Source organism: Arthrobacter gandavensis (assembly GCF_039528575.1).
In the GTDB taxonomy this organism is placed as follows: Bacteria; Actinomycetota; Actinomycetes; order Actinomycetales; family Micrococcaceae; genus Arthrobacter_B; species Arthrobacter_B citreus_B.
Genome location: NZ_BAAALV010000008.1, coordinates 43792 through 55969, shown reverse-complemented (window position 1 = coordinate 55969; position 12178 = coordinate 43792). Strand labels below are relative to the sequence as shown.

8 protein-coding genes are annotated in these 12178 nt (G+C 67.1%); 7 read left to right on the top strand and 1 reads right to left on the bottom strand.

Translation table 11 applies throughout. From position 1 onward, the window contains the following. From ABFX29_RS15975 to ABFX29_RS15960, 4 genes are all read left to right on the top strand, one after another. The coding region (locus tag ABFX29_RS15975; protein ID WP_346038505.1) for an AMP-binding protein at positions 1–1013 on the top strand (1013 nt) is incomplete at its 5' end. Positions 1014–1025: 12 nt separating this feature from the next. Next, positions 1026–2216: an AI-2E family transporter gene (locus ABFX29_RS15970; RefSeq protein ID WP_152229538.1), complete on the top strand. Its 1191-nt coding sequence runs from the start codon at positions 1026–1028 to the stop codon at positions 2214–2216. A gap of 216 nt (positions 2217–2432) precedes the next feature. Next, entirely contained in the window at positions 2433–3011 is a 579-nt protein-coding gene (locus ABFX29_RS15965) for a helix-turn-helix domain-containing protein (RefSeq protein WP_152229539.1), read from the top strand. Positions 3012–3052: 41 nt separating this feature from the next. Next, the gene (locus tag ABFX29_RS15960) at positions 3053–6052 is read left to right on the top strand and encodes an alpha-mannosidase (protein ID WP_152229540.1); all 3000 of its coding nucleotides are present in this window, start codon (positions 3053–3055) and stop codon (positions 6050–6052) included. Here ABFX29_RS15960 and ABFX29_RS15955 read toward each other — a convergent pair. Further along, complete coding sequence (locus ABFX29_RS15955) at positions 6012–7712, bottom strand: FAD-dependent monooxygenase (protein WP_211372438.1); 1701 nt, start codon at positions 7710–7712, stop codon at positions 6012–6014. The genes ABFX29_RS15960 and ABFX29_RS15955 overlap by 41 nt on opposite strands. A gap of 148 nt (positions 7713–7860) precedes the next feature. Between ABFX29_RS15955 and speB the strand changes: the two genes are divergently transcribed. The 3 genes from speB to ABFX29_RS15940 all read left to right on the top strand — a co-directional run bounded on the left by speB (position 7861) and on the right by ABFX29_RS15940 (position 12175). Beyond that, positions 7861–8832, top strand: coding sequence for an agmatinase (gene speB, locus ABFX29_RS15950; protein WP_152229541.1), 972 nt, complete (start codon positions 7861–7863; stop codon positions 8830–8832). Then, positions 8829–10481 (top strand): thiamine pyrophosphate-binding protein, encoded by a 1653-nt coding sequence (locus ABFX29_RS15945; RefSeq protein ID WP_152229542.1) that lies wholly within the window; start codon positions 8829–8831, stop codon positions 10479–10481. The genes speB and ABFX29_RS15945 overlap by 4 nt, the downstream gene beginning before the upstream one ends. Positions 10482–10594: 113 nt before the next feature. Beyond that, the gene (locus ABFX29_RS15940; RefSeq protein ID WP_152229543.1) at positions 10595–12175 is read left to right on the top strand and encodes a Na+/H+ antiporter; all 1581 of its coding nucleotides are present in this window, start codon (positions 10595–10597) and stop codon (positions 12173–12175) included. Positions 12176–12178 lie beyond the last annotated feature (3 nt).

The following is a 12178-nucleotide window of genomic DNA, read 5'->3' as shown; positions in this document are numbered from 1 at the left end:
TGGCCAACGCCGCGCAGGGCCGGGCGTGGATCCCGGGACTCCGGATGGGCAAGGAAACCGTCTACGGTGTGTTGCCCATGTTCCATGCCTACGGCCTGACCCTGAGCCTCACCTTCGCCATGAGCATCGGGGCCAAGCTGGTGCTGTTTCCGAAGTTCGACGTCGACCTGGTCCTGAAAGCGGCCAAGAAGACTCCGCCGACCTTCCTGCCGGCGGTGCCGCCGATCTACGACCGTATTGTGGCCGGTGCCGAAAAGCAGGGTATCTCCCTCAAGGGTGTGCGTTTCGCCATCTCCGGTGCCATGAACCTTCCTGCCGCCACGGTGGATGCTTGGGAGAAGGCAACCGGAGGCTACCTGATCGAAGGGTACGGCCTGACGGAAACCTCGCCGGTGGCCCTGGGCAACCCCATGGGGCCCACCCGCAAGGCCGGCACCGTGGGCGTTCCGTTCCCGCTGACGGACATTAAGGTGGTGGATCCGGAAGATCCCGCCAAGGAGCGCCGCCGCGGCGAAGCCGGGGAGCTGCTGATCCGCGGACCGCAGGTCTTCCAGGGCTATTGGAACAAGCCGGCCGAAACCCGGGCAGCGCTGCTCGACGGGGGCTGGTTCCGCACCGGAGACATCGTGTCAGTGGACGACGACGACTTCGTCACCATTCGGGACCGGATCAAGGAACTGATCATCACGGGAGGCTTCAACGTCTCGCCCTCCGAGGTTGAGGAAGCCCTCAAACGCCATCCGGCCGTTGCCGAGGCCGCAGTCGTTGGCCTGACCCGGACCGGCGGCGGAGAAGACGTGGTAGCTGCCGTCGTCGCCCGGCCTGACATGAAGTTCGACGCCGATGAACTGCGCTCCTATGTGCGGACGGAACTGGCGGCCTACAAGGTGCCGCGCCGCATCGTGCAGATTCCGGACCTTCCTAGGTCCCTGATTGGCAAGGTGCTCCGGAGGCACGTCAAAGAGTCGCTGCTGCACAAGGGAACCGGCCACGAGGCCGGACCTACAACCTAGACGGGGGAAACCATGGACAGCCAGCCCGGCTCGAGTCCGAACGTAAGCGAGTCGAAGCGGCTCCAGGGGTATTGGAACGACGGCCTCGGCCATGCCGCCCTGCGCTCTGCCCAGCTCCTGCTTGTCCTGCTGCTGGTGGGCGTGGGTGTGTATGCGCTGACAAGGGTGACGCTGGTGGTGATTCCGCTCCTGCTCGCGCTGATCCTGGCAGCGGCCATCGCCCCGTTCGTCAACTGGCTGCGCCGCAAGGGCTGGCCGGGGGCGCTTGCCACCGGCACGTCCTTCCTGCTGCTGCTGGCGGTCTTCGGCGGACTGGTCACCGGAATCGTCTTCGCTGTGCGCAGTGAGTGGTCCTCCCTGGTAGACCAGGCGGTTGCCGGATTCGACCAGCTCTACGCCATGGTCCAGGACGGCCCCTTCGCCTTCGACGACTCGGCGATATCCGACGCCCGGGACTCAGTCCTAGATTTCGCGACCTCCTCAGCCGTGGGCAACGGGGCGCTGGCCGGAATCTCAGCCGCGGGGTCTTTCGCCACCGGGTTCGCCCTGATGGCGGTGGTGCTGTTCTTCTTCCTGAAGGACGGAGACAAGATCTGGGCCTTCATCCTGCGCTGGTTCCGCGGTGAACGGCGGGAGAAGGCAGCCCTGGCCGGTGCCCGCACCATGGAGGTGCTGGGCGGGTATGTCCGCGGCACCGCAATCGTGGCCGCCGTCGACGCCGTCTGTATTGGCGCCGCGCTGTTTATCCTTGGCGTACCTCTGGCACTGCCGCTGTCCGTGATCGTGTTCGTTGGATCCTTCATTCCGCTGGTGGGTGCCACCGCGGCCGGAATCCTGGCTGCCCTGATCGCACTCGTGGCGAACGGCCCCGTGGTGGCCCTGGTCGTGGTGATCGTGATCATTGCCGTCAACCAGCTTGAGGGCAACTTCCTGCAGCCGGTGGTGATGGGCAGGACACTGAGCATCCACGCACTGGTGATCCTGCTTGCACTGACCGCCGGAACGATCCTTGCCGGAATTATCGGCGCGATCCTCTCGGTCCCGATTGCCGCCGTCGGCTGGGCCGTCATCAAGGTCTGGACCGGTGAGGACACCGGCGATCCGGGGGAAGTGGCGGAGGTTGCTTCACCGGAGCAGGACGCGGATTCAGCCGAAGGCTCAGCGGATCTTGGAAGCACCGGGGCCGGACGGGCAGGGGATTAACCGTCCGGACCCGGTGCGGTACTGGGGGCCGGCGCTACTCGGCGTTGTAAGTCACGAAACTATTGTTTACCCACGCTAGTGGGCGCCTGAGGCGCGGGTCAATTAGTGTGAAACTGCAGCACCGGTCCGCTGCCTTTTGCGGCCGCGGAGCAGGCAATGCCTTCCGGACTCTGCCGGCAGGAACACAGATAAGGGAACGAAAGGACGGCTGCCCTGATGAAGGCCCTGTCGGTTGAACCGAGCAACGCCCCGATTGCCATTGGCTCCCGGATCCGCACTGCACGGCAGGCGCGCCACCTGACCATTGAGCAGGTAGCGGACTCGACCGGGCTGACCAAGGGTTTCCTCAGCCGGGTGGAACGGGACCTCACGTCACCATCGGTGGCTTCACTGGTGACCCTGTGCCAGGTGCTTTCAATCTCCATCGGCGACCTGTTCCTGCCGCCGCAGACCACCCTGGTGCGCTGGCCCGAGGCACCGGGAATCAATTTGGGCGGCGACGGCATCAACGAGCGGCTGGTTACTCCGCGCACTGAACGCCGCGTCCAGGTGATCCGCTCCGAGATTGTTCCCGGCGGAGCCGGCGAGGCGGACCTGTACTCCGTGGACTGCGACGTGGAGGTGCTGCACGTCGCCGAGGGCCGGCTGGAGCTTGTTTTCACTGCGGAGACCATGAACCTCACCGCAGGGGACACTGTGACCTTTCCCGGCAAGGAACCGCACTCCTGGCGCAACCCGGACCCCGACGCTTCCGCCGTGGTGATCTGGACGCTGGTCAGCCCCGGCTCTGCCTAGTTCCCTTCCCAACCGGGCGGTGCGGCGAGCAGAGTGGGCGCATGCATCCGGACCGTGAGCTGACCGAACGCCGCCTTGCCCGTTTCCTCGCCCAGCGGTTGCCGCCGCATCTCTGGACCGCTGCGCAGCCGCTTCAGGCAGCAGCCTGGGATGCCCCTTCAGAGCCGGTGTCCTTCGCCGAAGCCGCCGGGCAGGATTACCAGCCGGTTGCCCCCGGCACCCGCTGGGGCAGGCCCTGGGGAACCACCTGGTTCCGCCTCACCGGCACGGTGCCTGAGGGTGCTCCAGGCTTCATTCCCGAAGCACTGATCGACCTGGGGTTCAGCACTGACATGCCCGGCTTCCAAGCCGAGGGGCTGGTCTACGACGCCGCAGGAAACGTCCTCAAGGCCCTGGAATCAACGAACATGGCGGTGCCGCTGGAGCAGGAACCCGGCAGCAGCCTGCTGCTCTGGGTGGAGGCCGCAGCCACCCCGAACGTCATTGGCAACTTCAGCTTCCTGCCGACACCGCTGGGCGACCCCGATACTGCGGGCAGCGAACCCCTGTACGTTTTCCGCCGCGCGGATACCGCGCTGCTGGATGAGCAGGCCTGGAACCTTGCCCAGGACTTTGACGTGCTCTGGGGCCTCATGCATGAACTTCCCATGGATTCCCCGCGCCGGCACGAGCTGCTGCGGGCCATGGAACGCGCCGCCGCCGCGGTGGACCCGCAGGACGTCTCCGGTTCGGCTGGAACTGCCCGGAAGCTGCTGGAACCTGCGCTCAGCGCACCCGCCGCTGCCAGCGCCCACCGGATCCACGCCGTCGGGCACGCACACATTGACAGTGCCTGGCTGTGGCCGGTGCGCGAGACCCGCCGGAAGGTGGCGCGTACCTTCGCCAACGTGCTGGCACTGATGGACAAGGACCCTGGGTTCGTCTTCACGGCCTCCTCTGCCCAGCAGTACGCCTGGCTCCAGGAAGACCATCCGGCACTGTTCGCCCGGGTAGCAGCCCGGGTCGCGGAAGGGCGGTTCGTTCCGGCGGGCGGGATGTGGGTCGAGGCGGACACCAACCTGCCCTCCGGGGAATCCCTGGTGCGGCAGTTCACCTTCGGCAAACGCTTCTTCCTGGAAGCGTTTGGAGTCGAGCCGCTGGATGTGTGGCTGCCGGATTCCTTCGGCTACTCCGGCGCCCTCCCGCAGCTCATTCGAGCGGCCGGCTCGCGCTGGTTCCTGACCCAGAAACTGAGCTGGAACGAATCCGACGTGATGCCTCACCACACCTTCCTGTGGGAAGGAATCGACGGAACCAGGGTCTTCACCCATTTCCCGCCGGTGGACACCTACAACTCCGCCCTGACCGGCCAGGAACTGGCCCGGGCCCAGCGGCAGTTCCGCGAAAAGGGAGCCACGAACCTGTCCCTGGTTCCCTTTGGCTGGGGCGACGGCGGCGGGGGTCCCACGCGGGAAATGCTCGCCGCCGCGCACCGCACCGCTTCGCTGGAGGGTTCGCCCCGGGTGGAGCTCTCCAGCCCGCAGGCGTTCTTCACCGCGGCAGAGGCGGACTACGCCGACCCGCCCGTGTGGTCCGGGGAAATGTATCTGCAGTTCCATCGCGGGACCTACACCTCCCAGGCCCGGACCAAACGCGGCAACCGGCGCAGTGAGGCACTGCTGAAGGAAGCTGAGCTCTGGGCGGCCGCTGCCGCCGTCCGGTGCGGAACGGACTACCCCTATCAGGAACTCGAAGCGGCGTGGAAAACCGTGCTGCTGGGCCAGTTCCATGACATCCTCCCCGGCTCCTCCATCGCCTGGGTGTACCAGGATGCCGAGCGTGCCTACGCAGAAACCGCCGAGCATCTGGAGCGAATCATCGGACGCTCCCAGCGGGCGCTCGCCGGGGAAGGGGACGGTTCCCTGGTCTTCAATGCGGCACCGGTGGCGCTGCGGGGCATTCCGGCCATGGGTGCCGCTGCCGGGCCGGCGGCGCCTGCCGCGGTTCGGATCCAGGAGTACGACGGCGGCTGGGAACTCGCCTCCGGCCACCTCACCGCCCGCTTTGGGCCAACAGGTGCCCTTCTCTCGCTGCGCGGCGAGAGCGGCCGCGAACTGGTGGCTCCCGGGGAGGAAGCGAACCGGTTCGAACTTTTCCGCGATACCCCGAACCAGTGGGATGCCTGGGACCTTGACGCCGCGGACCGCGCCGGTGCGCTCACGCTCAGCGGGGACCTCACCCATGAGCCGGAAAGCCTGGTCCTAGACTGCTCGTTTGGCGCGTCGACGCTGCGGCAGCGGATCTCGCTGAGCCCCGACGGGCGTGCCCTGGACCTGGAAATCGAGGTGGACTGGCGCGAGCGGCAGAAGCTGCTGAAGCTTGGCTTTCCGGTGGCCGTGCTGGCGGACCGGGCCGCGGCTGAAATCCAGTTTGGGCACATCCAGCGGCCCACTCACGCAAACACGTCCTGGGACCACGCGCGCTTCGAAGTTCCGGCCCACCGCTGGGTACATGCCGGGGAACATGGCAGGGGAGTGGCCCTGGCCAATGACTCAACCTACGGCTACGACATTTCCCGCACCGGGTCGCGGGACGCGGGCACCGGAACCCTGCTGCGGGCCTCGCTGCTGCGGGCCCCGCTCTTCCCGGATCCCGGAGCGGACCAAGGCCGGCACCGGTTCCGGTTTTCGCTGCGTCCGGACGCGACCGTGGCTGAGGCGGTGCAGGAGGGATACCGTCTGAACCTGCCCCTGCGCACGGTCCGCGCCGGCGGCGCCGGAAGCGTAGCCCCGTTGGCGGTCCTGGCGCCCGGAAGCGTGCTGGTGGAGACTGTCAAGCTCGCGGACGACCGCTCCGGAGACGTGGTGCTGCGTCTCTACGAGGCGCTGGGCGGGCACACTAATGCCGTGCTGACCGCCGGCTTCCAGGCCCGCACGGCCCTCCTGACGGATCTGCTGGAACGGCCGGAGGGGACGGGGGCGCAGCTGCCCAGGCGGGATGACGGCCGGTGGGAACTGGGGTTCAGGCCCTTTGAAGTGAAGACCGTGCGCCTGGCCCGGTGAGCCGTTCCAGGTAGGCCACTGCACCGTTGATGTCCGTTCCGTTGGACCGGTACCCGATGTACCCGTCGGGGCGGATCACCAGCACCTCAGGCCGCCGGGCGGAAAGGCCAAGGCGCTCAAACGCCAGCCCGCTGACGTCCTCGATGACGCCCGGGCCCGACGCAGTGAGGGTGCTGGCCACCACCAGGCGCTGCACACTGAGCAGGCGGCCCATGCCGGAAAGGGCGGCGTGCAGCTGCTGGGGCGTGTCCTCCGGCCAGCCCGGGCCGGAGAGCAGAATATGGAAGCCGGGCGCGGACACCAGGTCCTGCAGCCGGCGCTCCTGCTGCTGGTAGTGCACGACGGCGTCCGGCAGCCGGTCTCCCGGACGCGGTCCCGAGGCCAGCACAGCCGGAAGGCGGTTGGCCCCGGCAGCCGTCATGGTGCTGCCGCGGTAGTGGATGCCCAGCTGGGACATGGTGCGGAACGCACGGCTGCGCAGCCGCTCGCTGGCAGCCAGGGAAGGGGCCAGTGCGGGCAACAGCTTGGTGCGGGGGAGCTTCGCCAGGGCACTGCGGCTGGTGGCAAGCTTGAACAGCCGGTCGGTAAAGCTGACGATGCCGCGAGCCACGGGCCGGCGTTCGGCGTCATAGCTGTCGATCAGTTCGTCGGCGGCCAGGCCGCGTGCGCCCAGGGCAAGTTTCCAGCCCAGGTTCAACGCGTCCTGGATTCCGGTGTTCATGCCCTGTCCGCCCACGGGGGAGTGGACGTGTGCTGCGTCGCCGGCGAGGAAGACTGAACCGGACTGGAAGAACTCTGCCATCTGGTGGGAAAGCCGGAAGCTGCTGATCCACTTCGGGTCGTGCAGCTTCAGGCCGCCGCCGGAGAACTTGTCCGCGATACCCTGCAGGTATTCAAGGGTGGCGGCGCTGTTGTCTCCGTGTTCCTTGAGGCTGATCATCCGCCAGGATGCTGGGTTCCCCAGCGGGAAAAGCACCATGAAACCGTCGTCGGTGGGGTAGGCGTGCACAGCTCCGGGGGCCACGCCGTCGACTTCCAGGTCTGCCAGAACGAAGGTGTCTGCGTAGCCGGAACCGCGGAAGTCCATGCCGGCCCGGCGGCGCACGGTGCTTTCGGCGCCGTCGGCACCCACGACGTAGCGGGCCCGGATCCGGTCGATGCCGCGGTCCTGCCGCTGGACGCGGGCTTCCATGCCCGCGAAGGGGTCCTCCGGGTCCAGGCGCTCGAGTTCCAGGAGCTCTGCGCCGCGCTCAACGCGGATTCCGCGGGCGCCCAGGTAAGTCAGGAGGATCCGCTCGGTTTCGGACTGCGGCAGGAAGAGCAGCTGCTGGTGGGCGCAGTCTTCGATCCCGATGTCGAAGAGGCCGATCTGGACGGTCTCCTCAGGCAGGTGCAGATGCAGCTGGTGTGCGGGGTTTCCACGCCGTGCCATCTCCGCACTGATCCCGAAGGGCCGCAGCGCCTCCAGGGTGCGCGGCTGCACAGCCAGCGCCCGGGACTGGGTCGAGGGACCCTGCCTGCGGTCGATGATCCTAAAGCTCGTTCCATAACCGGCGAGCTGGGCCGCAAGGGCCAGCCCGGTGGGTCCGGCACCCACGATCAGGACATCGACGTCGTAGTTCATTCCATCATTGTTCGCATAGGAAACCCGGTCCGCCATAGTCACAGCCTAGTCTTGACGCCGATGGCTGTTCCACTTTAGCCTTCCGATAAACATTTGATGCCTATTGGATAACTTTCGCCCTCCTGCAGGTAGGCTCGGAAACAGGCGCCAGACCCTAGCGAAACCGGAGAACCAGACAGTGGATATGTCCCAGAACCAGCCGCGCATCAACACCAACGGCAAAGTAGGGCCGATCGACGCCGCGCAGGTTCCGCGTTATGCAGGGGCCGCCACATATGCCCGCCTTCCGCGGCTGGATGAGGTGGCACGCGCCGACGTCGCTGTTGTGGGTGTTCCGTTCGACACCGGTGTCTCCTACCGGCCCGGTGCCCGGTTTGGCGGAAACCACATCCGCGAGGCCTCACGCCTGCTGCGCCCCTACAATCCGGCGCAGGACACTTCCCCGTTCGCGAACCTGCAGGTCGCCGATGCCGGCGACCTGGCAGTGAACCCGTTCAACATCAACGAGGCCATCGAAACCATCCAAGCCGGCGCCCTGGACCTGACCGAGGGCGGAACCCGGCTGCTGACCCTGGGCGGGGACCACACCATTGCCCTGCCGCTGCTGCGGGCGGCAGCTGAGCGTGCCGGGCAGCCGGTGGCCATGCTGCACTTCGATGCGCACCTCGATACCTGGGACACGTACTTCGGTGCCGAGTACACCCACGGCACCCCGTTCCGCCGGGCGGTGGAGGAAGGGATCCTGGATACCGAAGCGATCTCCCATGTGGGTACCCGCGGACCGCTGTACGGCAAGAAGGACCTGGAGGAGGACCGCCGCTTCGGGTTTGGCATCGTGACCAGCTCGGATGTGTTCCGGCAGGGCGTCGACGAAGTCGTCGCGAAGCTGCGTGACCGGATCGGAAACCGGCCACTGTACATTTCCGTGGACATTGATGTGCTGGATCCGGCCCACGCCCCGGGCACGGGCACCCCGGAAGCCGGGGGCATCACCAGCCGCGAGCTGCTGGAGATCCTGCGCGGCATGCGGGGCATGAACCTCATCGGCGCCGACGTGGTGGAAGTGGCCCCGGCCTATGACCACGCGGACATCACCGCCGTGGCTGCCTCACACGTTGCCTACGACCTCATCACGCTCATGGGACTCGAATCATGAGCACCGAGCCGGGAACCGTAGTGCGCAACGGCGGGGACCTGGTGGTCGAAACCCTGGAAGCGCTCGGAGCAACCACGGTTTTCGGTATCCCCGGACAGCATGCCCTTGGCCTGTTCGACGCGCTCTCCCGCTCCACGCTGGAGTTCGTGTCCTCCCGGGTGGAGAACAATGCCGCGTTCGCCGCTGACGGCTTCAGCCGTGCCACCGGCAAGGTGGGTGTCCTGTTCCTCTCCACCGGGCCCGGCGCCCTCACCTCCCTGGCCGGACTCCAGGAGGCGTACGCCACCGGCGTGCCCATGGTGGTGGTAGCCAGCCAGATCCCCATCGAGGGACTGGGCGCCCGCCGGCGCGGCATGCTGCACCAGCTCGATGACCAAAAGGCGTCCGCAGCCAATGTCACCAAGAGCCAGCGCCTGATCCAGCACGCCTCCGGCATTCCCTCGGCCATCCAGGACGCCTGGACCGAAGCGATCTCGGCGCCCATGGGTCCGGTCTGGGTCGAAGTGCCGCAGAACGTGCTGCTGGCCCCCGTGATGGTCCCGGCCGTCGAAGACGCCCTGGCAGAGCCGTTCGACAACCCGCCCCGCAGCGAATTGGTCACCGAAGCCGTGAAGTGGCTGTCCGCCGCGAAGCGCCCGGCAGTCATCGCTGGCGGTGGCACCCGCCGCGGCCGGGCCGAAGAAGCGCTCCTCTCGGTGGCGGAGAAGCTCCATGCGCCGGTGATCTGCACGCCCGGAGGCAACGGCGCTTTCCCCTGGAACCACCCGCTGTCCCTGCAGTCGTGGGTGGAGGACCGCCATGCGACGGACCTGCTGGAAGACGCGGACGTACTGCTGGTTATCGGTTCCTCGCTGGGCGAAGTCACGTCCAACTACTTCACCTTCGCGCCGCGCGGCCGGATCATCCAGATCGACGCCGAACCGCGGGTCCTGGAGTCCAACGGGCCCGCGCTGGGTATCCGTGCCGACGCCGGGCAGGCCATGGCTGCGCTGGATGCCGCGCTGCAGGTTCCGGATGCGGCCCCGGACTGGCACGGCAGGACTGCGGAGGAAGTCACCGCAGAAACCCTCGCCAAGATCAGCGCCCGGCTGGATGCCCAGGACCTGGGCCTTGAACGGAAGTTCATGGCGGACATCCGGGCCGCGGTGCCGTCCGGCATGCAGACCTATTGGGATATGACCATCGCCGCCTACTGGGCGTGGAGCTGCTGGGATGCCAAGTCCGGCCAGTTCCACTCCGCGCAGGGCGCCGGCGGGCTGGGCTACGGCTACCCGGGTGCCCTCGGCGGAGCGGTGGGAACCCGGGAACGTGTGCTGGCTGTCTCAGGCGACGGGTCGGCGATGTACTCCATCGCGGAACTGGCAACCGCCCGGCAGCATGATCTTCCCGTCACCTGGCTGATCGTGGACGATGGCGGCTACGGCGTACTGCGGGAGTACATGGTGGACGCGTTCGGCAAGGCCACGGCCACGGAACTGGCCGGACCGGACTTCGTGAAGCTCGCTGAATCCTTCGGTGTTCCGGCGCGACGCACTGATCCTGCCGGCGTCCGGCAGGCACTGGAGGAATCCTTTGCGCAGGAAGGGCCCAACGTGGTGGTGGTTCAAACGCTGCTGAGGCTTTTCGCCCCCACCCACCTGGACGGCTAAACATCCGGAAACCTTTCAGTTGCCGGCGGTAAAGTTACCTCAGGCAACTAGAGGAGGCTGACGGTGGTCAAGGCAAGTAAACGCAGCGGTGCCGCGGAAACAGGACGGGCCTGATGGATTTCCTGATCCTGCTGATCGGCCTGCTGTTCGGGACGGTGCTTGTAGTTGGCATCGGCGAGCGGGTACGGCTGCCGTATCCGGTGCTGATGCTCATCTTCTCCGCACTTTTCGCCTTCCTGCCCATGATCCCGGAAATCCACATTGATCCGGAGCTCATCCTTCCGCTGTTCCTGCCGCCGCTGCTCTACGCTGCTGCCCAGCGCAGCTCCTGGTCTGTCTTCCGGCTCCGCTGGCGCTCCCTGGTGCTGCTGGCGGTGGCGCTGGTCGCGGTCACCGTTGGCGTAGTGGCGTCCGTGGCCTGGGTGATCGTTCCGGCGCTGGCCCTGCCCGCAGCGATTGCCCTGGGCGCGATCGTCGCTCCGCCTGACCCGGTGGCCGTGGAAGCGGTGGCCGGCAAGGTCAACATGCCCCGCCGGCTGATTACCGTCCTGCAGACCGAGGGACTTTTCAACGACGCGATCGCGATCGTGATTTTCCAGGCCGCCGTGACCGCCGCCGTCAGCGGCGGGGAAGTCGGCTGGTCCATCATCCCGAGGTTCCTGATCGGTGCCGCCGGCGCCGTGGTGCTGGGCCTGGCCATGGGTTGGCTGGTGGGCACCTTGAACCGCTTCGTCCCAAACCTCGTGGCCCGCTCTGCGGTTACCCTCGTGGCGCCCTATGCCGTGTACATCCTCGCCGAAGAGGTGCACTTCTCCGGTGTTGTCGCCGTCGTGGTGACCGCCCTGGAGCTTGGCCGCCGGGCACGGCCGCAGGACTCCGAGGAACGCCTGACCCGCACCGCGTTCTGGGAAGTCGTAGAGCTTCTGACCACCGGCGTCGCCTTTGGCCTGGTGGGAATCGAAATGCGGTACGTCATTGAAGACGAGGGCCGTGAAATTTTCGGATTCATTCCAGGTGTTGCGGCGGTCTGCGCCGCCGTGGTCCTGGTGCGTTTCGCGTGGATGTACGGGCTGTACCGGTTCGGCGGCACCGAACGGCTCAACCGGGTACCCGGATCCATGAAGGAAGTCCTGGTCCTGACATGGTGCGGCATGCGCGGCCTGGCCACCCTGGCGCTGGCCCTCGCCCTGCCTGCCACCACGCTCGCTGGGGAACAGCTTCCTGGCCGGAACTTCATGATCGTGTGTGCAGGAGCAGTCCTGCTGGTGACCCTGGTGCTGCCCGGCCTGACCCTGCCGTGGCTGATGCGCCGGCTGAAGCTGCCCAGTGACCACGGCGCCGTCGCCAAACAGGAACGGGAGCTGGCGCGGCGTGCCGAACGGGTAGCGCTGGAAACCATGAAACGGTCCCGCGCGGCAGATAAACTCCCGCCGGAGCGTCGTACGGCCCTGGCCCGCCGTATGTCCTCCCTGCACTCAATCCTTGAGCGTGATTCGGATGCGGATCCGCAGAAGATGCTGCAGATGAAGGCCACGCTGGAAGTGATGGACGCGGTCCAGCGTGAGGCCCTGGCCGCGGCGCGGAAAGAAGTCCTGGCAGCACGCCGGCAGTCCGGCATGGATCCGGAAGCCGTGGACCGGGTGCTGCGGCGTTTGGACCTGCGCACCGTGACCCTGGACCGCGGCGGGCACTAGGGC